This window comes from Arthrobacter sp. FB24 (genome assembly GCF_000196235.1).
Lineage (GTDB): Bacteria > Actinomycetota > Actinomycetes > Actinomycetales > Micrococcaceae > Arthrobacter.
Window position 1 is genome coordinate 1,709,031 of record NC_008541.1, and the last position, 24,634, is coordinate 1,733,664.

General features: G+C 65.6%; 21 protein-coding genes and 1 tRNA gene. 15 read left to right on the top strand and 7 right to left on the bottom strand.

From position 1 onward, the window contains the following. Positions 1 to 110: 110 nt before the first annotated feature. From ARTH_RS07795 to ARTH_RS07820, 6 genes are all read left to right on the top strand, one after another. Positions 111 to 1,331, top strand: coding sequence for a pseudouridine synthase (locus ARTH_RS07795; RefSeq protein WP_011691394.1), 1,221 nt, complete (start codon positions 111 to 113; stop codon positions 1,329 to 1,331). A gap of 3 nt (positions 1,332 to 1,334) precedes the next feature. Then, the gene (locus tag ARTH_RS07800; protein WP_011691395.1) at positions 1,335 to 2,444 is read left to right on the top strand and encodes a prephenate dehydrogenase; all 1,110 of its coding nucleotides are present in this window, start codon (positions 1,335 to 1,337) and stop codon (positions 2,442 to 2,444) included. Then, entirely contained in the window at positions 2,444 to 3,157 is a 714-nt protein-coding gene (cmk, locus tag ARTH_RS07805) for a (d)CMP kinase (protein WP_011691396.1), read from the top strand. The genes ARTH_RS07800 and cmk overlap by 1 nt, the downstream gene beginning before the upstream one ends. A gap of 61 nt (positions 3,158 to 3,218) precedes the next feature. Next, complete coding sequence (locus tag ARTH_RS07810) at positions 3,219 to 3,902, top strand: lysophospholipid acyltransferase family protein (protein ID WP_011691397.1); 684 nt, start codon at positions 3,219 to 3,221, stop codon at positions 3,900 to 3,902. Between the two features lie 10 nt (positions 3,903 to 3,912). After that, positions 3,913 to 5,463, top strand: coding sequence for a ribosome biogenesis GTPase Der (der, locus tag ARTH_RS07815; RefSeq protein WP_011691398.1), 1,551 nt, complete (start codon positions 3,913 to 3,915; stop codon positions 5,461 to 5,463). A 150-nt stretch (positions 5,464 to 5,613) separates the two neighbouring features. Further along, positions 5,614 to 5,690: transfer RNA gene (locus ARTH_RS07820), tRNA-Pro, on the top strand. A gap of 97 nt (positions 5,691 to 5,787) precedes the next feature. Here the strand turns inward: ARTH_RS07820 and ARTH_RS07825 are convergent. Next, positions 5,788 to 6,678 carry an Fpg/Nei family DNA glycosylase gene (locus ARTH_RS07825; RefSeq protein WP_043429634.1) on the bottom strand — a complete coding sequence of 297 codons (891 nt, stop codon included), beginning with the start codon at positions 6,676 to 6,678 and terminating at the stop codon, positions 5,788 to 5,790. 148 nt (positions 6,679 to 6,826) lie between these two features. On the opposite strand from ARTH_RS07825, the gene gcvH reads away from it, so the two are divergent. The 5 genes from gcvH to ARTH_RS07850 all read left to right on the top strand — a co-directional run bounded on the left by gcvH (position 6,827) and on the right by ARTH_RS07850 (position 9,906). Next, entirely contained in the window at positions 6,827 to 7,213 is a 387-nt protein-coding gene (gene gcvH / locus ARTH_RS07830) for a glycine cleavage system protein GcvH (RefSeq protein ID WP_043429635.1), read from the top strand. A 135-nt stretch (positions 7,214 to 7,348) separates the two neighbouring features. Then, positions 7,349 to 7,825, top strand: coding sequence for an FHA domain-containing protein (locus ARTH_RS07835; protein ID WP_011691401.1), 477 nt, complete (start codon positions 7,349 to 7,351; stop codon positions 7,823 to 7,825). 23 nt (positions 7,826 to 7,848) lie between these two features. Continuing rightward, positions 7,849 to 8,565 carry a transcriptional regulator FtsR gene (ftsR, locus tag ARTH_RS07840; RefSeq protein WP_043430536.1) on the top strand — a complete coding sequence of 239 codons (717 nt, stop codon included), beginning with the start codon at positions 7,849 to 7,851 and terminating at the stop codon, positions 8,563 to 8,565. After that, the gene (locus ARTH_RS07845; RefSeq protein ID WP_011691403.1) at positions 8,565 to 9,068 is read left to right on the top strand and encodes a bifunctional nuclease family protein; all 504 of its coding nucleotides are present in this window, start codon (positions 8,565 to 8,567) and stop codon (positions 9,066 to 9,068) included. The genes ftsR and ARTH_RS07845 overlap by 1 nt, the downstream gene beginning before the upstream one ends. A gap of 241 nt (positions 9,069 to 9,309) precedes the next feature. Then, positions 9,310 to 9,906: a MerR family transcriptional regulator gene (locus ARTH_RS07850; protein ID WP_011691404.1), complete on the top strand. Its 597-nt coding sequence runs from the start codon at positions 9,310 to 9,312 to the stop codon at positions 9,904 to 9,906. 134 nt (positions 9,907 to 10,040) lie between these two features. Here ARTH_RS07850 and ARTH_RS07855 read toward each other — a convergent pair whose 3' ends face one another. Further along, positions 10,041 to 10,877, bottom strand: coding sequence for a ParA family protein (locus tag ARTH_RS07855; RefSeq protein ID WP_011691405.1), 837 nt, complete (start codon positions 10,875 to 10,877; stop codon positions 10,041 to 10,043). A 306-nt stretch (positions 10,878 to 11,183) separates the two neighbouring features. On the opposite strand from ARTH_RS07855, the gene ARTH_RS07860 reads away from it, so the two are divergent. Beyond that, positions 11,184 to 14,579, top strand: coding sequence for a pyruvate carboxylase (locus ARTH_RS07860; RefSeq protein ID WP_011691406.1), 3,396 nt, complete (start codon positions 11,184 to 11,186; stop codon positions 14,577 to 14,579). Between the two features lie 54 nt (positions 14,580 to 14,633). On the opposite strand, the gene ARTH_RS07865 is transcribed toward ARTH_RS07860, so the two are convergent. Next, positions 14,634 to 16,472: an AMP-dependent synthetase/ligase gene (locus ARTH_RS07865; protein WP_043429637.1), complete on the bottom strand. Its 1,839-nt coding sequence runs from the start codon at positions 16,470 to 16,472 to the stop codon at positions 14,634 to 14,636. A 223-nt stretch (positions 16,473 to 16,695) separates the two neighbouring features. On the opposite strand from ARTH_RS07865, the gene ARTH_RS07870 reads away from it, so the two are divergent. Then, a complete protein-coding gene (locus tag ARTH_RS07870) occupies positions 16,696 to 17,787 on the top strand; it encodes an ROK family glucokinase (protein ID WP_011691408.1) in 1,092 nt (363 codons plus the stop codon). A gap of 29 nt (positions 17,788 to 17,816) precedes the next feature. On the opposite strand, the gene ARTH_RS07875 is transcribed toward ARTH_RS07870, so the two are convergent. Genes ARTH_RS07875 through ARTH_RS07885 form a run of 3 tightly spaced genes read right to left on the bottom strand, consistent with a single transcriptional unit; the run spans position 17,817 to position 19,950 of the window. Beyond that, the gene (locus tag ARTH_RS07875; protein WP_011691409.1) at positions 17,817 to 18,356 is read right to left on the bottom strand and encodes a hypothetical protein; all 540 of its coding nucleotides are present in this window, start codon (positions 18,354 to 18,356) and stop codon (positions 17,817 to 17,819) included. Further along, positions 18,353 to 19,165 (bottom strand): alpha/beta hydrolase, encoded by an 813-nt coding sequence (locus ARTH_RS07880; protein WP_011691410.1) that lies wholly within the window; start codon positions 19,163 to 19,165, stop codon positions 18,353 to 18,355. The genes ARTH_RS07875 and ARTH_RS07880 overlap by 4 nt, the downstream gene beginning before the upstream one ends. Beyond that, positions 19,162 to 19,950: an alpha/beta hydrolase gene (locus ARTH_RS07885; RefSeq protein WP_011691411.1), complete on the bottom strand. Its 789-nt coding sequence runs from the start codon at positions 19,948 to 19,950 to the stop codon at positions 19,162 to 19,164. The genes ARTH_RS07880 and ARTH_RS07885 overlap by 4 nt, the downstream gene beginning before the upstream one ends. A gap of 111 nt (positions 19,951 to 20,061) precedes the next feature. Here ARTH_RS07885 and ARTH_RS07890 point away from each other — a divergent pair, with 111 nt between their 5' ends. Continuing rightward, on the top strand, positions 20,062 to 20,865 hold the full coding sequence (locus ARTH_RS07890) for a lysophospholipid acyltransferase family protein (protein WP_011691412.1): 804 nt from the start codon (positions 20,062 to 20,064) through the stop codon (positions 20,863 to 20,865). 92 nt (positions 20,866 to 20,957) lie between these two features. Beyond that, entirely contained in the window at positions 20,958 to 22,349 is a 1,392-nt protein-coding gene (locus tag ARTH_RS07895) for a class II 3-deoxy-7-phosphoheptulonate synthase (RefSeq protein WP_011691413.1), read from the top strand. Between the two features lie 113 nt (positions 22,350 to 22,462). Here ARTH_RS07895 and ARTH_RS07900 read toward each other — a convergent pair whose 3' ends face one another. Next, complete coding sequence (locus ARTH_RS07900) at positions 22,463 to 24,595, bottom strand: Stk1 family PASTA domain-containing Ser/Thr kinase (protein WP_011691414.1); 2,133 nt, start codon at positions 24,593 to 24,595, stop codon at positions 22,463 to 22,465. Positions 24,596 to 24,634 lie beyond the last annotated feature (39 nt).

The following is a 24,634-nucleotide window of genomic DNA, read 5'->3' on the forward strand; positions in this document are numbered from 1 at the left end:
GCAGTATCCATGCCTGCGCACGAGTATCCACCAGGGCGGAAGCAATTCGCCCGGCTGGCTGGTGTTGTCGGGAGACAGCCAATGCCGGCCAACATAACGAAGGACGGGTCATGACACAGGCGGGACGCCAGGGTTCACCACGTAACAGTTCGGGACGCAACAGCGCCGGACAGGCCAAAGATGGCCAAAACAGGGCCGGACGCAACCCGGCCCGGGGCGGCAGCAGCCGTGCTGCCGGGGCCGGCGGCGCCGGCTTCAAGGGCGGCGGCGACCGTCCCTTCAAGCACCCCAAGCCTCGCGAAGAGGCATTCGTCGATCCGGACCTGCAGGGCCCCGGCGGCGCGCCGGCGGACCGCCCGGCAGCCGGCGACTGGAAGCCGGGCAAACCTGCTGCCCGGAAGCCCGGTTCGCGCAAGCCCGGCGCCGGCAAGGTGCCCGGCACTCCCGGCGCGCTGAAGCCCAAGCCGCGGTCCGCCGCAGCCAAGACGTTCGGTACGCGCGCCTTCGGCGGCGAACGGTTCGGCCAGAACCTCGGTGCCGTCCGCAAGCCTTCGCGCAAACGCGGACCCCGCGGGGACGTGCCGCAGTCCGAAATGCACGACGCCGACGGCATCCGCCTGCAGAAAGTCATGGCCTCAGCCGGTGTCGCTTCACGGCGCGTCTGCGAGGAAATGATCTCAGAAGGCCGTGTGGAGGTGGACGGCAAGGTCGTCACCGAGCTCGGCGTCCGAGTCGACCCGAAAACGGCAGTGATCCACGTCGACGGCCTGCGCATCCAGCTGGACGAAAACATGGTCTACATGGTGTTCAACAAGCCCAAGGGCGTTGTATCCACCATGGAGGATCCGGACGGCCGTCCGTGCATCAGCGACTTCGTTCGCAATACCCACGGCGAACGCCTCTTCCACGTGGGACGTCTCGACGTCGCCACCGAAGGGCTGTTGTTGCTGACCAACGACGGCGAACTGGCCAACCGTTTGACGCACCCGTCCTACGAGGTACCCAAGACGTACCTGGTCCAGGTCCGCGGCCCGTTCCCGCAGGGAATCGGCGCGCAGCTGAAGGCGGGCGTCGAGCTTGAGGACGGAATGGCCTCGGTTGACTCCTTCAAGCTGGTGGACTCCACCCCGGGCCACGTGCTGATCGAGGTAGTGCTGCACTCCGGCAAAAACCGGATCGTGCGCCGCCTCTTTGACGCCGTCGGTTTCCCGGTACTCCGGCTCGTGCGCGTCAAGGTGGGACCCATCGGCCTGGGAGACCAGCGCCAGGGGAGCATCCGCAACCTCGGCAAGCAGGAAGTCGGCCACCTGCTGGCATCCGTAGGGCTGTAGCGCATGTCTGCCTTTCGCACCCATGGTCGCGGGCACCTGAACGGTCCGGTCCTGGTTATCGGCACGGGGCTGCTGGGAACCAGCATCGGCCTTGGCCTTCGGGGCCGGGGAGTATCCGTGTTCCTGTCCGACCCGTCTCCCACCAACCAGGCGGTCGCCGTCGATATCGGGGCAGGCCTTCCGTTGTCGCGCCTTGGCGGCGAGCAGCCCGAACTCGTTGTCGTGGCCGCGCCGCCGGACGTGACAGCGGACGTGGTGGAACGCTCACTGGCTGATTACCCCGCCGCAACGGTGGTGGACATTGCCAGCGTCAAGGCCGGCATCCTGGCCGACCTCCGCGGCCGCGGAGTGGACCTCGCACGCTATGTGGGCACGCATCCCATGGCCGGCCGGGAAAAGTCCGGGCCGGTGGCGGCGCGGGGTGAGCTGTTCACCTCCATGCCGTGGGTGGTCTGCCCCTCCGGGGAAACATCCCCCGGTGCACTGCAGGCCGCCCGAGCCCTGGCAACAGACCTGGGCGCCGTGGTGACGCAGTTCGGCGCCGAGGAACATGACCACGCCGTGGCGCTCGTGTCGCATCTTCCCCAGGTGATGTCTTCGCTTGTCGCCAGCCGACTGCAGGGTACGCCCATGCATGCCCTCTCGCTGGCCGGAAACGGCCTGCGTGACGTCACCCGAATCGCTGCCAGCGACCCCACACTTTGGGTGCAGATCCTCGGCGCGAATGCCGGCCCTGTGGTGGAAATCCTGCACGGGGTCCGCGAGGACCTCAACCGCCTGATCGGAACCCTCGAAGATCCGGCTGCCCCCGGTGCCCGCCTCGACCTGGCGCAGCTCATCAGTGAGGGCAACGCCGGGCAGTCCCGTATTCCGGGCAAGCACGGCGGCCCACCGCAGGCCTATTCCTGGTTGACCGTCCTGGTGGACGACCGGCCGGGCCAGATCGCCCGCCTCCTGACGGAGATCGGCGAAATCGGGGTCAACCTCGAAGACCTGCGGCTGGATCATTCCTCCGGGCAGAATGTAGGCATGGTGGAACTGTCCGTTTTGCCCAACAAACATGATCTGCTCATCGAAGCCCTCAACGACCGTGGATGGCGGGTACTCCAGTAATGACACAGGAACTCATCGAAACCGTGCCCATGCTTCGCCAAGGCAGGCCGCTGGTCGTTGCCATCGACGGGCCCTCGGGATCCGGAAAATCCAGTGTGAGCAGGGAAGTGGCGCGACGCCTCCGCCTCGCCTACCTGGACACCGGCGCCATGTACCGGGCGCTGACCTGGTACTGCCTTGACCGGGGCATCGACCTGGGCGATGCCGCGGCCATCGAACAGGCCTCCGAGGACCTGCCGCTGGACGTCAGCACCACCCCGAACGAAGAGTACGTCAGGGTCGGCGGAACGGACGTCACCCAGGCAATCCGGGAACCGGCCATCTCCTCGGCCGTCAGTGCCATCGCCACCACCCTCGGTGCGCGGAAGGAACTGGTCCGCCGGCAGCGTGAACTGATTGAGGTCCACCACCGCCGCATCGTGGTGGAGGGACGGGACATCACCACCGTCGTGGCGCCTGGCGCTGAAGTACGCATACTCCTGACCGCCAGCGAGGAGGCCCGGCTTCGCCGCCGGGGCGTCCAGCTGGGCGGAACGCAGAGCGCCGAGCAGCTGGCGGCACAGGTCACACAGCGTGACGCCAAGGACTCCACGGTGGTCAACTTCACCACGGCGGCGGATGGCGTCGTCACCCTGGATTCCTCGGATCTGGACTTCGACGGCACCGTTGACGCGGCCCTGGGCATAGTCAACAAGGTCCTCAACCGTGACTGACGCCGGCAGCCGCCGTCCGGGCCAGCTCCAAGCGGGGGGCGCCCTTCCGGGTGCCTGGACCATGGCGTGGAGCCGGCCTGTCGGCTGGTTGCTGGACCACGTCGTCTACCGGACAACAGTCCGCGGCCGGGAAAACGTTCCGGCAGCAGGGCCCGTCATCTTCGCCGGCAACCACCTCAGCTTCCTGGACGGGCCGGTGATGTTCGGAGCATCGCCGAGGCCCATGCACATCCTCGTCAAACAGGAAATGTTCAAGGGGATCCTCGGGCGGGTCCTCACGGCGTCAGGCCAGTTTCCGGTGGACCGCTCGGGCGACCGTGCCGCGCTGCAGCTGAGCAAGAGCGCGCTCGACGCCGGCCGCTGCATCGGCATCCTTCCCGAAGGAACACGGGGGAGCGGCGAGGCCTCCACCATTAACAACGGGGTGGCCTGGCTCGCGCTGAACTCCGGCGCGACCGTGATTCCCGTTGCCATCCTGGGCACCCGGATCGCCGGTGAACACCTCGACGCCGTTCCGCGGCCGGGCCGGAGGCTGCACGTCAGCTTCGGCAAGGCCGTGGCTGTAGGGCGCAGGCCCGGCGAGACAGGGCGTGTTTCAATGGACAGGGCGGGAAACGAGATCCGCGCTGCACTGGCACGGCATGTCCAGCACACGATTCAACTCAGCGGGCAGGCTTTGCCCGGCGCGGATTCCCCGCAAAAACGTCATAAAGAAGTAGCCGGGACGCCGGCAGATCACCACTAAGGAAAGTGCAATGAGCGATACGACTCAAACCTCCGGCAAATTTGGCGCCGGCGAAGACGAATACACGCCCACCGTCACGGACCAGGTGGCGGAACATCTTGCTGCCCTGGACGATGACGAGGCCGAGCTCCGCGCTGCCTCGCTCCGGGCGGGCCTGGACGACTACGAACTGGATGAAGAAGACGCCGCCCTCCTGAGCGGCCGCTACGACGACCAGGACTTCGACGGTCCGGTCAAGCTCGATCCGGTCCTGGCCATCATCGGCCGTCCCAACGTGGGCAAATCGACCCTGGTAAACCGTATCCTCGGCCGCCGCGAAGCCGTGGTGGAAGACACCCCCGGCGTCACGCGTGACCGGGTGATGTACTCGGCCACCTGGAACGGCCGGAACTTCACGGTCGTCGACACCGGCGGCTGGGAGCATGATGCCCGCGGCATCCACGCCCGCGTGGCCGAGCAGGCCGAGATGGCCGTGGAGCTCGCCGACGCCGTGCTGTTCGTCGTCGACTCCGCCGTAGGCGCCACCGCCACGGACGAAGCCGTCGTGAAGATGCTCCGCAAGTCCAAGAAGCCGGTCATCATGGTGGCCAACAAGGTGGATGACTTCGCGCAGGAAGCCGACTCGGCAACGCTCTGGGGCCTCGGCTTCGGCGAACCGTACCCGGTATCGGCACTGCACGGCCGGGGTGTCGCTGACCTCCTGGACCACGTCATGGACACCCTGCCCGAGTACTCCACCATCGAAGGCCTGGAGCGCTCCGGCGGCCCGCGCCGCATCGCCCTCATCGGGCGTCCGAACGTCGGCAAGTCCTCGCTGCTGAACAAGCTGGCCGGTTCCGAGCGCGTTGTCGTGGACAACACCGCCGGCACCACGCGCGACCCCGTCGATGAATTCATCGAACTCGGCGGCCGCACCTGGCGTTTCGTCGATACCGCCGGCATCCGCCGCCGCCAGCACATGGCACAGGGCGCCGACTTCTACGCCTCACTGCGTACGCAGAGCGCACTGGAAAAGGCGGAGGTCGCCGTCGTGCTCCTCGCGGTGGACGAAGTCCTCAGCGAGCAGGACGTCCGCATCCTGCAACTGGCCATCGAATCCGGCCGCGCACTGGTTCTCGCGTTCAACAAGTGGGATCTGCTGGACGACGAACGCCGCACCTACCTGGAGCGCGAAATCGAGCAGGACCTCGCCCACGTGGCCTGGGCTCCGCGGGTCAACATTTCAGCCCTGACCGGCTGGCACAAGGACCGCCTCGTTCCTGCCCTGGACACCGCACTGGAAAGCTGGGACAAGCGCATCCCCACCGGACGCCTGAACGCCTTCCTTGGCGAACTGGTGGCCGCGCACCCGCACCCGGTCCGCGGCGGCAAACAGCCCCGCATCCTCTTCGGCACCCAGGCCTCCAGCCGTCCGCCGAAGTTCGTCCTGTTCACCACCGGTTTCCTGGATCCGGGATACCGTCGCTTCATCACCCGACGCCTCCGCGAAACCTTCGGTTTCGAGGGAACGCCGATCGAGGTCAACATGCGTGTCCGCGAAAAGCGTGGCAAGAAGCGTTAATTACGACACACCTCGCCCGTGTCACACGCAAAGTGTCACTGGCACCCTCCGGAATCGTGTAAGCTTTTGGAGGTGGTTCGGCCGGACTGCTGAGGTAAAAATCCCGGGGAAACCCGGGAGGACAACCGAGGCGGAGAACGGCGGAACTAACGGGCTGTAGCGCAGCTTGGTAGCGCACTTGACTGGGGGTCAAGGGGTCGCAGGTTCAAATCCTGTCAGCCCGACCAGCAAAGATAACCGCTCCGCTTCCGGGAAGTATCCCGGAGCGGGGCGGTTTTTTCTTTATGCTTTTCCCTCCGCCGAGAGCGCATTCCTGCCAGCGCCCTACTTCAGGAAACGCGACGTCCGCCGGTCCGCGAGGATCTTGCCGCCTGTCTGGCAGCGCGGGCAATACTGGAGCGCCCTGTCCGCAAATGACACCTCCCGGACCGTGTCCCCGCAGACCGGGCACGCCTGGCCGGTCCGGCCATGGACCCGCATGGTGCTCCGCTTCGCGTCCTTCAATTCGTTCGGAGCCTTTCCCACAGCCTCCGCCACGGCGGCCCCCAGAATGTTGTGCACCGAGTCGTACAGGACGCGGACGGACTCCGGGTCGAGTGACTTCGCGGTGGCGAAGGGGGATATCCGGGCAGCGTGGAGGATTTCGTCGCTGTAGGCGTTGCCGATGCCGGCGATCACCCCCTGGTTTCGTAACAGTCCCTTAATCTGCTGGCTGCTCGAGGAAAGAATTTCAGCGAAGGCGTCAAGGGTGAACGAGGCGCTCAACGGATCCGGGCCGAGGCTTGCGATGCCGGGGATATCCTCCGGGTCGCGGACTACGTAGAGGGCCAGGCTTTTCTTTGTTCCCGCCTCGGTGAGGTCGATCCCCAGATGGGCTTCGCCGCCGTCGGCATCAGGGCGGATCCTGGAGAACTCGAACCTTGCGGCTATATACCCTTTGCCCCGTGGCAAAAGGGCGTTCGACGGCGATTCGGTGTACCGCAGCCAGCCGGCCTTGGCGAGGTGGAACGCGAGATAGATGCCGTCGGCATCAATGATGATGAACTTGCCCCGGCGCTGGACGCCGGAAATGGTGCGGCCTTCCAGCGCCGTATATGGCGGGTCCGCCGTTTTGAGGACCGCGAACGAAACGATCTGGATTTTCGTCAGCACAGCTCCGCGAAGCCGGTCGCCCAGGAAGGCGCCCAGCCCGGCCACTTCGGGAAGTTCTGGCATGCCACTACTGTGCCACACGGGTCCGCCAAGGCGCTCCCTGCGGGGAAGGGTGATGTGCATATACTTTCAGCGGCGGCTTGTTCTGCAGACCTCCGTTGACATTGCTGATTGACCAACATTCCTGGTTGACCCGATGAAAGGCCCCCTGATGAGCAACATTCCCGAAGACCTGTCCTACACTGCCGAGCACGAGTGGGTTTCCGCCCCCAACACTGACGGCGTGGTGCGGGTGGGCATCACCGATTTTGCCCAGGACGCCCTGGGCGACGTCGTGTACGCGCAGATGCCCGAAGTCGGCACCAAAGTGACGGCAAACGAGGTCGTGGGCGAGGTTGAGTCCACCAAGAGCGTCAGCGACATCTACGCTCCCGTGAGCGGGGAAGTCGTCGCCAGGAACGAAGCCCTGGACACCGACTCGGCGCTTATTAACAGCGATCCCTACGGCGAGGGCTGGCTGATCGAGGTCAAGCTCGCTGAGGCTGACGCGGTGGAGTCCCTGCTCAGTGCATCGGAGTACGAACAACAGGTAGGCTAAAGATAACCGGCATGGAGGTCCGGCTGTTGAGGGATTAACAGCCGGACAACACGCCGTAGGACCGGATCTGCCAGGCTTTTCCGGAGGGCACGCGTTGTTTGCAGGGGGACATCTGCAACGGAAGAGGAGGAATCCATGGTTGGTCACGAAAATAGCCACAGCGGTGGTGATTACGGCACGGGCGGAGTGAAGGCTTCGGAGACCACCTCAATCCACCTCACGCCAATCCGTGACGAGCCCATCATCGCGCCCAAGCTCTCTCCGGAGGAACGGGTTGCCGTAGAGGCCCTTCCGTACGGCTCAGCGCTCCTGGTTGCCCACAGCGGTCCCAACACCGGTGCACGATTCCTGCTGGACTCCGACGTCACCACCGCCGGACGCCACCCTGACGCGGACATCTTCCTCGACGACGTCACGGTGTCCCGCCGCCACGTGGAATTCCGTCGGACGGCACGCAGCTTCGAAGTTGTCGATACGGGCAGCCTCAACGGAACCTACGTCAACCACGACCGCGTGGACAGCGTGGAACTGAAGTCCGGTAATGAAGTCCAGATTGGCAAGTTCCGGCTCACTTTCTACCTCAGCCCTGCCCGCGCAGCAGGCAACGTCTGATCCCGGGGTAGTTGCCTGTGGCACTGGCACAACCGGAACGGCGCGGACCCCAAGTCCTGAACATAGGGGAAGTACTCGCGCAGCTGAGCGACGACTTTCCTGGAATGACTGCGTCCAAGATCAGGTTCCTTGAAGAAAAAGGCCTGATCAATCCGCAACGCACCCCGGCCGGCTACCGGCAGTATGCGGACACCGACGTGGAGCGGCTCCGGTTCGTGCTGGCCCTGCAGCGGGACCAGTATCTTCCGCTGAAGGTCATTAAGGACTACCTCGACGCCATTGACCGCGGCGAACGCCCGGAGAACCTGCCGCCGGGCGTCACTGTGTCGCCGCGGATCGTGTCGGACGAGCTCGCCACTGAGCTGCAGAACAAGGTGCGCCGGCTCAGCGAGGACCAGCTGCGGGCCGAATCCGGCGCCAGCGTGCCGCTGTTGAGGTCCCTCCTCGAGTTCGGCCTGATCGGACACGTCAACGGGAAGTTCGATGAACATGCCCTGCAGGTGGCCCGCGCGTGCGTGCAGCTGGAAAGCCACGGCCTGGAGCCGCGCCACCTTCGGCCGTTCCAGGCCGCCGCGGAACGGGAGTTCGGACTGGTGGAGCGGGCCGTAGCGCCGCTGACTTCCCGCAAGGATGCGGCGTCGCACGCCCGGGCCGCCGAGGCTGCCCGCGAAATCAGTGATCTCTGCCTGACACTGCACCGTGCCCTGGTGCAGGACCGTATATCGCGAATGGATATCTGATGATTGAAGTCGAGATCGTGGGTGTGCGGATCGAACTGCCGTCGAACCAGCCACTGGTGCTGTTGCGGGAGATTCACGGAGAACGGCATGTGCCCATCTGGATCGGCACCCCTGAAGCCAGCGCCATTGCGCTGGCCCAGCAGGGGGTGGTGCCGCCGCGGCCAATGACGCACGACCTCCTCATCGATGTCGTGGAGTCGTTGGGCCACTCCATTGTCAGCGTGAACATCGTCGCCGTCGAAGACAATATCTTCTACGGGCAGCTGCAGTTTGAAGACGGCACTACGGTCAGTTCCAGGGCTTCGGACGCCCTTGCGCTGGCGTTGCGGGCCAAATGCCGTATTTGGTGCGCCGACTCGGTGATGGATGAGGCCGGCGTCAGGATCACCGAGCATGATGAAGGCGAAGACACCGAGCCGGGCCCCACGGTGGACGAGGAGCGTGAACTGCGGCGCTTCCGGGAGTTCCTGGACGACGTGGAGCCGGAAGATTTCGACGGCTGAGATCACGTTAAGGTTAAAGTTGAGGCTGAAAGTTTCGACACGCCCCTGAAATGGGGCCAACGTCTTTGACCTTGGGGCGTGGCAGGCCTAACGTCGAAGATATCAAGTTCCCATTGCATACAACAGCCGCGCAAGTCACACTGGAATGTGCAGCCCCGGCTGAATTACACAGGTGAATTTCAGATCTGTGATCGCTGTTGCTGTGACTTCCTTAGGGGAGCAAAAGACGAGGAGGGTCCACGTGAGTCCGAAAGGCGAAGCTGGCGAGCTAAAGCAGGCTTCAACGGCAGGCGTTGCCCTGCCTGCGAGCGGTGCTCAGGGCCTCCTCTTCACGGAAGACCTCCCGGTATTGGACGAAGACGCGGGCTACCGCGGACCGACCGCCTGCAAAGCTGCGGGCATCACCTACCGCCAGCTCGACTACTGGGCACGCACAGGCCTCGTTGAGCCTGCCGTGCGTGGTGCAGCCGGGTCTGGCTCCCAACGGCTGTACGGCTTCCGGGACATCCTTGTGCTGAAGGTAGTCAAACGGCTGCTGGACACGGGAGTGTCACTGCAGCAGATCCGTTCCGCCGTGGAGCACTTGCGTGAACGCGGCGTTGAGGACCTGGCGCAGATTACCCTCATGAGCGATGGCGCCAGCGTCTACGAGTGCACGTCTGCGGATGAGGTCATCGACCTGGTCCAGGGCGGCCAGGGCGTTTTCGGGATCGCGGTCGGACGGGTGTGGCGCGAAGTGGAAGGCAGCCTCGCAGCGCTTCCCAGCGAGCACGCCGTCGAGCAGTCCTTTCCGGACGACGAACTTAGCAAGCGCAGGGCCGCCCGCAAAACCGGCTAAAGCTGCTGCCGCACCGGCTGACGCACTTCCATAGCCGGCACCCGCACGCAAAGAAAGGCCGCTTTCCATCCGGAAGGCGGCCTTTCTGTGCAGTTCGTGTCCCGGCATCGCGGGCCGTGTTCCGTGGGTGTCCGCTACCGAAGGCTGCGTTCGCGGAGCGCCCCGGCGGAACCCGCGTCGTTGGAAGCCATGAGGTTGTCAAGAAGCGTGTTGAAGAGGCTGGCCGCATTTTTCGCGGAATCGCCCGGCCAGTGGTGCACGGAATGGGCCGCACCCTGGATCTGCTGCCAGTTCGCCTGCTCCGGAATGTACGGTGTCAGCAAGAGTTCCCCGAACATCGACTGCATCTCGGCGAGGCGGAAGGCGTGCTCCGACGATCCGGACCGTACGCGGTTCGCGATAATACCGGCGGGGGAGAGGTTCGGGGCGAACTCCTGGCGGAACAGCTGGATGGCGCGCATGGTGCGTTCTGTACCTGCCACGGAAAACAGTCCGGGCTCGGCAACGAGGGCCACCTTGTCGCTGGCGGACCATGCCATCCGGGTCAGTCCGTTCAGCGAGGGCGGGCAGTCAACCAGGATCAGCTGGTACTTGTCCGTACCGGCCAGGACAGCCGAGAGCCTGCGCAGGTCCCTGCGGCCCAGGTCCGGCCGGTCATAAATGCCGGTGTATGCGGAGCCAACAGCGACGTCCAGGACGGCGGGCCGGGCTCCGTTGTAGTTTTCCCGGGCCACCCAGCCGCTGGTGACCACGTTTTGCGAAAGCCGCGCGCGGCGGGGGCTCTTGAGCATCCGGCCGATGTCCAGCTGCTCGTCCGGCTGGACACCCAGGGCCGTGCTGGCATCCGCGTGCGGATCAAGGTCCACCACAAGGGTGGGGATGCCGGCGGCCAGGGCCGCAGATGCCAATCCGGTGGTGACGGAAGTTTTGCCGACCCCGCCTTTGAGGCTGCTGATGCTGACTACTTGCACTTGAAAAACCAATACCTAACGCCGGTTGCCGTGTTGGGGTAGTGCCGGCTCCGGCTCCCCGGAGCGGAGGGCGCGCGTAAGCACCCCCGACCCATCATATGTTGCCGCAGTGTTGAATCCCGTTTCATCGGGCGTGTGTGCGGCGCATCCCACGCTGCCGGCGGGGGCATCACCGGTCGGCCCTGCCTAATCCCGCTGAGATGACGGATAATCTTGTGATGGTCGACACAATGATTTGTGTTTCCACGCGCCCGTCTTACACACTGTGACCACTTATCGATACACCCGCAATGATGCAGGAGAAGTATGTTTTCCAAAATTCTGGTGGCTAACCGCGGCGAAATCGCGATCCGTGCCTTCCGTGCCGGCTACGAGCTGGGCGCCAAGACTGTTGCCGTGTTCCCCAACGAGGACCGAAACTCCATCCACCGCCAGAAGGCTGATGAAGCGTACCTGATCGGCGAAGAGGGCCACCCGGTCCGGGCTTACCTTGACGTGGACGAAGTGGTCCGCGTGGCCAAGGAATCCGGCGCCGATGCCATCTACCCCGGCTATGGATTCCTCTCGGAGAACCCCCGCCTGGCCCGGGCCGCCAAAGAGGCCGGCATCACCTTTGTTGGCCCGCCGGCCGAGGTCCTTGAGCTGGCCGGAAACAAGGTCGCCGCGCTCGAAGCCGCCCGCGCCGCCGGCGTCCCCGTCCTCAAGTCGAGCCAGCCCTCCAAGGACCTGGATGAACTGATCGCCGCAGCGGACGAAATCGGCTTTCCCATCTTCGCCAAGGCCGTTGCCGGCGGCGGAGGCCGCGGCATGCGCCGCGTGGACACCCGCGAGGCTCTCCCTGAAGCGCTGCAGGCCGCCATGCGCGAGGCCGATGCCGCTTTCGGTGATCCCACCATGTTCCTGGAGCAGGCCGTTCTCCGCCCCCGCCACATCGAGGTCCAGATCCTGGCCGATGCCGAAGGCAACGTCATGCACCTCTTCGAACGCGACTGCTCCATCCAGCGCCGCCATCAGAAGGTGATCGAGATCGCGCCGGCGCCGAACCTGGATGAAGGCATCCGTCAGGCGCTGTACCGGGATGCGGTGAAGTTCGCCAAGGCCCTCAACTACGTCAATGCCGGCACCGTGGAGTTCCTGGTGGACACCGTCGGCGAACGCGCCGGCCAGCACGTGTTCATCGAGATGAACCCGCGCATCCAGGTGGAGCACACTGTCACCGAGGAAGTCACCGATGTGGACCTCGTCCAGGCACAGCTCCGCATCGCATCGGGCGAGACGCTCGCTGACCTCGGCCTGTCGCAGGACACCGTCCAGCTCAAGGGCGCCGCACTGCAGTGCCGCATCACCACCGAGGATCCGGCCAACGGCTTCCGGCCCGACGTCGGAAAGATCACCGGTTACCGTTCCGCCGGCGGCGCCGGTGTAAGGCTCGACGGCGGCACCGTCTACTCGGGTGCCGAAATCAGTCCGCACTTCGACTCCATGCTGGTCAAACTGACCTGCCGCGGCCGGGACTACCCTGCAGCAGTGGCCAGGGCGCGCCGGGCCCTCGCGGAGTTCCGCATCCGCGGCGTCTCCACGAACATTTCCTTCCTGCAGGCCGTCCTGGATGACAAGGACTTCATCGCCGGCGACGTGGCCACCAACTTCATCGACCAGCGCCCCGAGCTGCTCAAGGCCCGCGTTTCCGCGGACCGCGGCACCAAGCTGCTGACCTGGCTGGCAGAGGTCACGGTCAACAAGCCCAACGGCGACCTCACCGTCCATTCCGACCCGGCGGCCAAGCTGCCCGCAGTCGGGGACACCCCCGCCCCCAAGGGTTCGCGCCAGCGACTGCTTGAGCTGGGTCCCGAGGGATTTGCCAAGGCCCTGCGCGAGCAGCAGGCCGTTGCCGTCACCGACACCACCTTCCGTGACGCCCACCAGTCACTGCTGGCCACCCGGGTCCGTACCCGCGACCTCGTGGCGGCCGGCCCCGCCGTGTCCGCGCTGCTTCCTGAACTGCTGTCCGTGGAGGCCTGGGGCGGGGCCACGTACGACGTCGCCCTGCGGTTCCTCGGCGAAGATCCCTGGGACAGGCTTGCGGCGCTGCGCAAGGCATTGCCCAACATCTGCCTGCAGATGCTCCTCCGGGGCCGCAACACCGTGGGCTACACGCCCTACCCCGAGGAAGTCACCGAGGCATTCGTCAACGAGGCCGCCGCAACAGGCATCGACATCTTCCGCATTTTCGACGCCCTCAACGACGTCAACCAGATGGCTCCGGCCATCCGCGCCGTGCGGGCCACCGGCACCGCCGTCGCAGAAGTTGCCCTCTGCTACACCGGCGACATGCTCGATCCGGACGAAAAACTCTACACGCTGGACTACTACCTGGAGCTGGCCCAGAAGATCGTCGACGCCGGCGCCCACATCCTCGCCATCAAGGACATGGCAGGGCTTTTGCGTCCCGCGGCCGGCGCCAAGCTTGTGGCGGCCTTGCGGGAACGGTTCGACCTCCCGGTCCACCTGCACACCCACGACACCGCAGGCGGCCAGCTGGCCACGCTCCTGGCGGCAGTGGACGCGGGTGTGGACGCAGTGGACGTCGCGTCTGCTTCACTGGCCGGCACCACCAGCCAGCCTTCGGCCTCCGCCCTGGTTGCGGCACTGGCCCACACCCCGCGTGACACCGGCCTGGGCCTGGCCAAGGTCAGCTCGCTGGAACCTTACTGGGAAGCTGTACGCCGCGTCTACGCTCCCTTCGAGTCGGGACTGCCGGGTCCCACCGGCCGCGTCTACCAGCACGAGATCCCCGGCGGCCAGCTCTCCAATCTGCGGCAGCAGGCCATGGCCCTCGGCCTCGGCGAACGCTTCGAAGCCATCGAGGACATGTACACGGCAGCCGACCGCATCCTGGGCCGCCTCGTGAAGGTCACCCCGTCCTCGAAGGTTGTGGGAGACCTTGCCCTGCACCTCGTTGGCCTCAATGCCGATCCTGCGGACTTCAACGAAAACCCGCAGAACTACGACATCCCGGATTCCGTCATTGGCTTCCTCTCCGGCGAACTCGGTGATCCTCCCGGAGGCTGGCCCGAGCCGTTCCGCACCAAAGCCCTCCAGGGCCGCAGCATCAAGGTGCGCGACGCCGAGCTTAGCCCCGAGGACAGCGCCGCACTGAAGGGCGATTCCAGAACCCGCCAGCAGACGCTCAACCGGCTGCTCTTCGAAGGTCCCACCAAGGACTACCAGAAGAGCGTGGAAACCTACGGCAACCTCTCGGTCCTCGACACCCGTGACTACCTGTTCGGCCTCCAACGCGGAGCCGAGCACGAGATCGAGCTGGAGAAGGGCGTACGCCTGATCGCCTCCCTCGAAGCCGTGTCGGAGCCGGACGAAAAGGGCATGCGCACCGTGATGTGCACGCTTAACGGACAGTCCAGGCCGGTGGTGGTCCGCGACCGTTCCGTCGTCAGCAACGTCAAGGCAGCTGAAAAAGCGGACGCCAGCCAGCCGGGCCACGTCGCCGCACCCTTCGCCGGAGCCGTGACGCTCACGGTCAAGGTGGGCGACGCCGTGAACGCCGGCGACACCGTTGCCACCATCGAGGCCATGAAGATGGAGGCCTCAATTACGACGCCGGTGGCCGGCACGGTCGGGCGCCTCGCAGTCGGCGCCGTGGAACAGGTCCAGGGCGGAGACCTGCTGCTCGTCGTCGAGTAACCACACACACGAAAAGGGGCCTCCCGCCGGGAGGCCCCTTTTTGGTGTCTTGCGCTAGTGCTGTCCGGACGGCTCCGTACGGGCCGGCCGCGGTGTAGCGTACATGTCCGCGATGACGGCGTCGAAGTCCTTCATCACCTGGGCCCGCTTGACCTTCATGGAGGGGGTGAGATGGCCGGATGCCTCGGTGAAATCAGACGGTACGATCCGGAACGATTTAATGGCTTCCGCCTGGGACACTGACTGGTTGGCGCGGGTGATGAGGTCCTGGACGGCAGCCTTGACCACCGGATGGCCTGCCGCTTCCGCGACCGTGGTGCCGGCCGGAAGTCCGTGACGCTGCAGCCATCCCGGCAGGGCTTCCTCATCGAGTGTCACCAAGGCTCCGATGAACGGCATGTTGTCGCCCACAACCAGCACCTGGGAGACGAGGGCGTCGGCCCGGATCTGGTCTTCCAGCAGGGCAGGCACCACGTTCTTGCCGCTGGCCGTCACGATGATTTCCTTCTTGCGGCCTGTGATGGTCAGGAAGCCGTCGGCGTCCATTTGTCCGATGTCGCCCGTGCGGAACCAGCCGTCCACGAACGTGTCGGCTGCGAGGTCGTCGCGCTTGTAGTAGCCGCGCATCACGCAGACGCCCTTGGCGAGGATCTCGCCGTCGTCGGCTATTTTCACCGCATTCCCCGGCAGGGGAGCGCCCACCGTCCCGATCCTGATGAGCGAGGGAGTGTTGACCGTGATCGGCGCGGTGGTTTCGGTCAGGCCGTAGCCTTCAAGGATCTGCATGCCGATGCCCTGGAAGAAGTGCCCCAGGCGTTCACCCAGCGGACCGCCGCCGGACACTGCGTGTGCCACCTGGCCGCCCATGGCCGCGCGGAGCTTGCTATAGACAAGCTTGTCGAACAGCGCGTGGCGGAGTTTGAGGCCGAAGCCGATGGAACCGGCCTGCCGGGCCCGCGAGTAGGCGATGGCGGTGTCGGCTGCCTTGTGGAAGATGGCGCCCTTGCCGCTGTCCTCGGCCTTGGTCAGCGCGGAGTTATAGACCTTTTCGAATACGCGCGGGACGGCGAGGATGAACGTGGGCTTGTAGCTTTGCAGGTCCGGCAGGAGGTGCTTGATGTCCGGGGTGTGCGCCACAGTGACGCCGGCAGCCACGGCCAGGACCGAGATGAACCGGGCGAAAACGTGTGCGAGTGGCAGGAACATGATGGTTCGTGCCTGCTCGTGGACGATGCCTGAGAGCGAGGTGGCCAGTGCATTCTCGGACAACTCCACGAAGTTCCCGTGCGTCAGCTCGCAGCCCTTGGGCCGTCCGGTGGTGCCGGAGGTGTAGATGATCGTCGCGACGTCGGCCAGCGAAGCCAGGCTCCTGCGGGCTTCGAGCTCCTCGTCGCTGACGGTGGTGCCGGCCGCGCGGAGCTCGTCCAGCCCGGCGCCCTCAAGCTGCCAGACGTGGGCCAGGGATGAAAGCCCTTCCGAGGTTGCGGCCTGCCGGATGATGTCCTCGTGGTGCGCCGACTCGCCGAAGGCCGCGACGGCACCCGAGTCGCCCAGGTTCCAGGCGACCTGGCTGGGGGAGGAGGTTTCGTAGATGGGAACGGAGATGCCACCGGCAAACCAGATCGCAAAGTCGACCAGCGCCCACTCGTAGCGGGTGCGGGACATGATGCCGACGCGATCGCCTGCTGCCACTCCGCTGGCCATGAGGCCCTTGGCCAGGATGCGCACGTCGGCGAGGAAATCCGTGGCAGAAATATCCTGCCACTGTCCGGCGGCATCGAGCCGCGAAAACAGGGACGGGTTCGAGGCCTTGGCGGCCTGCCGCAACACCAGGTCGGTGATGTTGGTTTCCGGGGGTACATTCACCAAGGGCGGAACACTGAATTCGCGCACGATAGCTCCTTTGTTATCCATAGACCCGCAGGGGGTACTGATAACACTAGTACGCCCTCTGCGGAGGTGTGTCCTGATTCACCTACTGGCGAGTAACTTTACGGTTAAGTGCCTGAAACCCGCTACTCCGGTCCGCCGCGGCCTGTGCATGGGGTCGTTGCAGTGGACGTTTTCCGCATGTCCGGCATCACCGCAAATTGGTGCGGCAATAGAATGGGCAACCATGCACACACCTTCGCCCGGCGACCTGCCCAGACCCTACCGACGGACGGCCGCGTGGCGGCGCAGGAAGCCTTCCGGGCAGGATGCGCTGGCCGCCAGCCAGGGCTTCCGGGAGCACCTCCGGCTCGGGCGCAAAGGGTTGGCGATCGGTGTGGACATCGGAGGCACCAAGGTCGCGGCCGGTGTGGTGGACGCCGACGGCCGGATCCTCAGCCAGGCCAGGCGCTCCACACCCGGGAACGACCCCCGGGCCGTGGAACAGGTGATCGTCGAACTCGTGGAGGAGCTGAGCCGCGGCCACCGCATCTGGTCGGTGGGAATCGGCGCGGCCGGGTGGATGGACCTCGACGGCGGCACGGTGCTGTTCAGCCCGCACCTCGCGTGGCGCAACGAACCGTTGCGGGACAACCTCCAGCGACTGCTGCGCCGTCCGGTCCTGCTGACCAACGACGCCGATGCCGCCGCGTGGGCGGAATGGCGCTTTGGTGCCGGGCAGGGGCAAAGCAGGCTCGTCTGCATCACCCTGGGCACGGGGATCGGCGGTGCCATGGTGATGGACGGCCGGCTGGAACGCGGCCGCTTTGGGGTTGCGGGAGAATTCGGCCACCAGATCATCATGCCCGGCGGGCACCGTTGCGAATGCGGAAACCGCGGCTGCTGGGAACAGTATGCGTCTGGAAACGCGCTGGGCCGCGAAGCCCGCGAACTGGCTGCTGCCAATTCGCCCGTGGCGCAGGAACTCCTGAAGGCCGTGGACGGTCAGGTGGACCGCATCACCGGGGCCATCGTGACGGAACTGGCCAAGGCGGGGGACCCCACGTCCCGGGAACTGCTGGAGGACGTTGGGGAGTGGCTGGGCCTGGGGCTGGCCAACCTGGCTGCCGCGCTGGACCCTGGAAAGTTCGTCATCGGTGGAGGCCTGTGCGATGCGGGTGAACTGCTGGTGGCGCCGGCACGGAAGGCCTTTGCGCGGAACCTGACAGGGCGCGGATTCCGGCCGGCTGCCGAAATCGCGCTCGCAGCCCTGGGCCCCAACGCCGGGCTGATCGGGGCCGCAGACCTGTCCCGTGTCAGCAGCAGGATGCACGGCTGACAGCGGACCCGGCGGGCAAAGCCCGAAAGCTAGACCCGGGCGCCGTCGTCGTGCTCGTCCTTTTCCTGCGGCAGCTGCATGATCAGGTAGATCACTGAGACGACGAATGCGGCGACGATCCCCAAAATAGCCATGAGCGGCGCAGACCGCCAGAACATGGCGGACAGCACCAGTGCGACGGGGCCGCCCACGGCGCCCAGCCAGGCCAGCACGGTCAGCGGGTCGCTGCCGGCCAGGCTCGGGGGTTCCTCCGGAACGAAAGGCTCGTCGTCGTCGGCCTCGTAGTCACGGGGCCCGCTGGCTGGCTCCGCGGGGTCCGCGCCTGCGTGGCCCGTCCCGGGCTGCGGTCCACGGACGGCGGCCCCGCGTTCGGCCGCCGATGGCTCCGTCGGAGCAGTACCGGAGAGGCCCAGCGGGTCGAAGTCGCGGAAGGACCGTTTGTGCGGTTCGTTGCCGTCGCCGGCAGGAGCTGGCGTGTCGGTGCCCTCGAGCCGGGAAACCAGGTCAAGCCATACGGCGTCGTCCTGGTTGGCGCTCTGGTCCGAGGAATTGGAGTCGGATCTGGTCATCGGCCGTGTCCTTCGGGGCTGGCGGGCGAGGCGTCCACGTCTGCCGGAGCCGGTGCTCCCGGAACCACGGTGCGGATGAAGTCCGTGGTGCCGCTGAAAATCTCTGCGGCATCGTTGTCCAGGGTGGCCACATGGTAGCTGTTTTCCAAGGCGCTCAGTTCGAGCCGGGCATTGGTGAGGCCCCGGCGCAGCGCCACGATGCTCGAGTCGGACACCACGTGATCCACTGTGGAGCGGAACACGCGAACAGGTGCCGTGATCTGCGGCAGCAGCCGCCTGGTGTCCTTGAACATCTTGTTGAGCTCGTGGGCCGCGGCCACGGGTGTCCGGGGGTAGGCGCCTTCATCCGTGTCCGGCTTGAGGATGTCGTTGGCAATGGCAGGAGTGCTTTTCAGGACCAGCTTCAGGATGCCGGCCAGCGGCGCGCGGGGATCATCGATGACCAGGCCGGGGTTGACCACGATAGTGCCCGCCACGGGACGCAATGCCGCCACCCGCAACGCCAGGGCCCCTCCCATGGACAGACCGGCCGTGAAGACGTGGTCGCATTCGGCTTCGAGCTCAAGGTAGGCCTTGTCGTAGGCGGAATACCACTCCTGCCAACGCGTCCTGGCAAGTTCCTGCCAGCTGGTGCCGTGTCCGGGCAGGAGCGGCATCCGCACGGCAAATCCGGCGTCGGCCAGCGAGCGGGCCCATGACCGCACACCGTGCGGGCTTCCGGTGAAGCCATGGGAAACGGCGACGCCGATCGAGGGACCGTCGCCGGTAAAGGGACTGCTGAAAGGGCTGTGGTCGGCGGCAATACTCATGATGTCTCCGAGGATACGTGGTGCGGTGCGTGCTCATGGAAGAAGGTGGTGGAATGCCCGAAGATCGCGGGCGCATCGTTGTCCAGCGTGGCCACGTGGCCGCTGTTGGGCAGCGGCACCACGCGAAGTTCGGCCGACCCCAGGCGCCTCCGGATCAGCTCGAGCGACGACGGCGGCACAACCTCGTCGGTGTCCGACTTGAAGACCAGGACCGGGGCCGTCACACGGGGCAATCCACGGCGGGCGGCGGCAAACAGTTTCTTCAGCTGATGGACGGCGGAGAGCGGCGTCTGCGAATAGTCGCCGTCCTCAGTGGTGGCAGCTGTGGGGTTGGCCTCCACTATCGGCAGCGTGGTCGGTTGGAAGTACTTCAGGACGCCGACAATACGAACCCGCCGGTCGTAGAAACTGAGTCCGGGATTGACCACGGCTACACCGGCAACACGGTGGCGTGACGCCGTGCGCAGCGCGACAGCGCCGCCCATCGAGAGCCCGGCGACGTAACAGGCGTCGGTCCGGCCCGCGAGTTCAAGGTAGGCGTTCTCGAATGCGCCGGCCCATTCACGCCAGCCCGACCGGGCCAGTTCGCGCCAGTGGGTCCCGTGCCCGGGCAGGAGCGGGACGGAGACGGCAAACCCTTGCTCCGCCAGGTGGAGTGCCCACGGCATGACGCTGAGCGGACTCCCGGTGAAGCCGTGGCAGATGGCGACGCCGATCCGGGCGTTGGGTCCGTGGCCGGGGTAGCTGAAAGCGGCAGGCACAGTCTGTTTGCTGCTTTCTCTCATGTGCCCATCGTGTCACCATTCGCCGCAAATCTCACTAGAGTAGGGTTGCATTGAAGTCCTGGCCGGACCCGACGGAGGGCCGGCCAGACGCCTTCCGGAGAGGTTCACCACGTGTTTTATTGGTTCATGAAGACCTTCGTCCTGGGACCGGTGCTGAAGCTCCTGTTCCGGCCCTGGGTCAAGGGGCTCGACAATGTGCCCGCGGAAGGCGCCGCCATCCTGGCTTCCAACCATTTGTCGTTCTCCGACTCCATCTTTATGCCCCTGATGGTTCCGCGTCCGGTGGTCTTCCTGGCGAAGTCGGAGTATTTCACCGGCACCGGCCTCAAGGGCAGGCTGACCGCACTATTCTTCCGGCTGACAAACCAGCTGCCCATGGACCGTTCCGGGGGAGCGGCTTCGGCGGCGTCGCTCAATGCCGGCATGGACGTCCTGTCGCATGGTTCGCTGCTGGGCATATATCCCGAAGGCACGCGCAGCCCCGATTCGCGGCTGTACCGGGGCAAAGTCGGTGTCGCCAAGCTCGCCCTGGAGGCGAGGGTTCCCGTGATTCCGGTAGCCATGATTGGGACCGACAAGGTCCAGCCCATTGGCAAACGGATGCCGAACATCAGGCGCATCGGCATGATCTTCGGTGAACCGCTGGACTTCAGCCGGTACTACGGCATGGAAGACGACCGCCTGATCCAGCGGTCCGTGACCGACGAAATCATGTACGAGCTCATGCGCCTGTCCGGGCAGGAGTACGTCGACGAATACGCGGCGGTGGTCAAACTGCGGCTGGCGGGGAAACCCACAGACGGCCCCACCGGTGCCGGGGACAAAGGTTCCGCAGGCGCCGGTCCCTCCGGCTCCGGGGACACCAGTCCCGGAGAGCCTAGGGACAGCGGTCCCGGGGAGCCCGGAAACGCGTGACGCCGCCTTTGTGCTGCCGGTTCTGTGACGGCGGTTTGGGGCTAATGACGGTTACGGTGCGGAAACCCGGATACGGGAACTAGTCTTGTAGTGTGACTGAGCTATCTGCAAAACCTGCCTCCCTGCTGACCAGTACCGCCCAGAGCGGTGCCGCCAACTATCCGGGACTGGACCACTGGCGGGAACTGCCGGTTTCCCAGCAGCCCAGGTGGCAAAACAAAGAGGTCTTTGACGCCTCCGTGAAGGAACTGTCCGTCCTTCCGCCGCTTGTGTTCGCCGGCGAAGTGGACATCCTCCGTGAACGGCTCGCCGCGGCCGCACAGGGCAAGGCCTTCCTTCTCCAGGGCGGGGACTGCGCAGAAACGTTTGAAGCCGCTACTGCGGACAAGATCAGCGCCAGGGTCAAGACCATCTTGCAGATGGCGGTCGTCCTGACGTACGGCGCAGCGATGCCTGTCATCAAGATGGGCCGCATGGCCGGACAGTTCGCCAAGCCCCGCTCTTCAAACGATGAAACGCGCGACGGCGTGACCCTCCCGGCGTACCGCGGCGACATCGTCAACGGCTACGATTTCACCCCTGAATCCCGGGCCCACGACGCCGGCCGGATGCTGAAGGCGTACCACACCTCCGCATCGACCCTGAACCTGATCCGCGCGTTCACGCAGGGCGGCTTCGCTGACCTGCGCCTGGTCCACCACTGGAACAAGGGCTTCACGGAGAACCCCGCCCACGCCCGCTACGAGTCCTTGGCGCGTGACATCGACCGGGCCATCAAGTTTATGGCTTCCTGCGGGGCGGACTTCGAAGCCCTGAAGCGGGTGGAATTCTTCGCGAGCCACGAGGCGCTGCTGCTGGACTACGAGCGCGCGCTGACCCGCATCGATTCCCGCACCGGACTTCCGTACGACACGTCGGCGCATTTCCTCTGGATCGGCGAACGCACCCGCGAACTGGACCACGCCCACGTGGACTTCCTGTCCCGCGTCCGCAACCCGATCGGCGTCAAGCTGGGGCCCAAGACCTCCGGCGACGACGCCCTGCGGCTCATCGACAAGCTGGATCCGGACCGCGAACCCGGCCGGCTGACCTTCATCACCCGGATGGGTGCCGGCAACATCCGGGAGAAGCTCCCCGCCATCGTCGAAAAAGTCACGGCGTCGGGCGCGCAGGTCCTCTGGGTGACCGATCCCATGCACGGGAACACGGTCACGTCGCCCAACGGCTACAAGACGAGGAACTTCGACGACGTCATCGACGAAGTGCGCGGCTTCTTCGAAGTCCACCACTCGCTGGGGACCATTCCGGGCGGCCTGCACGTCGAAATGACCGGCGACGACGTCGCGGAGTGCCTCGGCGGCGCGGACCCGATCGACCAGGAAGCATTCCTGGATCGCTACGAATCAGTCTGCGATCCGCGCCTGAACCACATGCAGTCCCTGGAAATGGCGTTCCTCGTCGCAGGAGCCCTGGCCAAGCGCTGACCCGCTGGCAAGCGCTGACCCGCTGCCCTGATTGACCACAAAGCTCCGCCCGGCTGGTCCAGCCGGCGGAGCTTTTTGGTGTGGCGGCTGCTGCGAGCGGGGTACGGTTGCGCTCAGACGACGGTGAGGGTGACGACGGAACCTTCGGGCACTTGGGTGTCCACCGGATCCTGGTCCCGCACGGTTCCGAAGAAACCGCCCAGGATGTTGTTGACGCGGACCTCGAAACCGAGCTTCTCCAGCGCCTTGCGTGCATCATTGGCCTGCTTGCCGATGTAGCTGGGCACATTCACGAGCTTGGGCCCCTTCGATACCGTAAGGGTGACCGTCGCACCCCTGGTGAGGGTGCCGTTGGATGGCTCCTGGGCCACCACGGCGCCCTTGGGGACCTTCTTGTCGTTTACCGTTTCGGGTGAGATCACAGCCTTCAACCCCGCGGCCTCCAGCGCTTTGACTGCGGCGCCTTGTTCCTGTCCGCGCATGTCTGGTACAGGAATGGGTTCGGGCCCCTTTGAGACAGTGAGGCTGACGGGCGTGCCGCGCCTGGCCGGAGTGCCCGCTGCGGGGTCCTGGGCGAGGATGGTACCCGCCGGCTCAGTTTCGCTGTACGTCTCTGTGACGGTCCCCAGGGCCATCTCGGCGCTGTTGAGTTGGTTCTTTGCCTCATCCAGCGATTTGCCGCTCACTCCGGGCAGCGGAAAGAGCTGCGGGCCTTTGGACACGAACAGCGACACCATCTGGAACTTGCGGATTTCCCGGCCGGCTTCAGGTTCGGTGCCCACGACGAGGCCTGCCCGGATGTCGTCGTCAAAGACATCCTTCGTGGTGGACTGGAATCCAGCTGTTCCGAGCAGTTGCTGGGCCTCGGCGACGGTCTTGTTGGCCACCCGGGGAATGGTCCCCGGGGAGCCGGGTCCCATGCCAAAGAACCAGCCGGCGCCGGTGGCGAGCAAAGCTGCGATCACCAGGATGATGATCCACAGAAGGCCGCGGCGACGCGGGTTGCCTTCGCGAAGCGAGCGCACCGGAGTGGATGCTGCTTTGGACTCCGCCCTGGCGGCCTCGCGGTCCAGCTTGCGTTGCGCACGCTTACTCAACGGAACCGCAGTGTCCGGCCCGTCGTCGCCCGGATCCCCGAAGGCGGGCTCCGGCTCTGCCGGGGCGGCCAGTGCACCGAACTGGCCCGGCCGGCGCCCGGCCGACAGCACCGTGGTGGGATTGCTTTGGCGGTTGATGATTTCCGTTGGATGCTGTCCGGCCGATAGGATCTCCGTCTGGTCCTGGCGCGCCGGGGACCGTGCCTCGGAGGGACGACTGGTCGGCGGGTGCGCAGGCGGGCGGAGCTCCGAAGGAGCATGGGCTACGGCGGCGATCGCTGCCGGGGGCTGAAGATCCAGTTCGGCGTCGGTCAGGTTGGTCCGGATATGCCTGAGCTCGGACAAGAGTGCATTGCCGTCGACCGGGCGCTGTTCGGGATCCCTTGCCGTGCACCACTGCACCAGCTCGTCGACTTCAGCTGCCAGCCCCGGAACGACCGCCGAAGGGGCCTCCACGGAGGAGTTCACGTGCTGGTAGGCCACCTGGATGGGGACGTCGCCGTCGAAGGGCTGACTGCCGGTGATCATTTCGTACAGCATGATGCCCACGGAGTAAATGTCGCTGCGGGCGTCCGCCTGCCGGCCGAGAACGAGCTCCGGTGACAGGTAGGCGACGGTGCCGATCAGCGCCCCGGTGCTCGTTGAGGTGGTGACCGCACGGGCCAACCCGAAGTCACCGACTTTGATTCGGCCGTCGTCGGCGATCAGGACGTTTTCCGGTTTGATGTCCCGGTGGATGAGTCCTGCGGCGTGCGCCGCTCCCAGCCCTTCAACGACGGGGTCGATCAGTGCCAGTGCCAGCCGGGGAGACAGCGCCCCCTTCTCCTTGATGACGTCCCTGAGCGTGTGGCCCTTGATGTACTCCATCACCAGGTAGGCAGTGTGGCCGTCGCTGCCCTGGTCAAGGACGCCCACCACGTGGGCGTGGGACAGCTTGGCCGCAGCTTTGGCCTCACGGCCCAGCCTGTCCAGGAAGTTACCGTCATTGACCAGGTGCGGGTGGAGGACCTTCAGTGCGACGTCGCGCTCCAGCCGCTGGTCCGTCGCCAGGTAAACGGTGGACATTCCGCCGCGCGCCAGCCTGGACTGAACCCGGTAACGGTTGTCCACCAGCGTTCCAACGAGGGGGTCCGACACTTTATCCTGCACTCTACGATCCTAAGTGCTACACGGAAACGGGCCCGAATC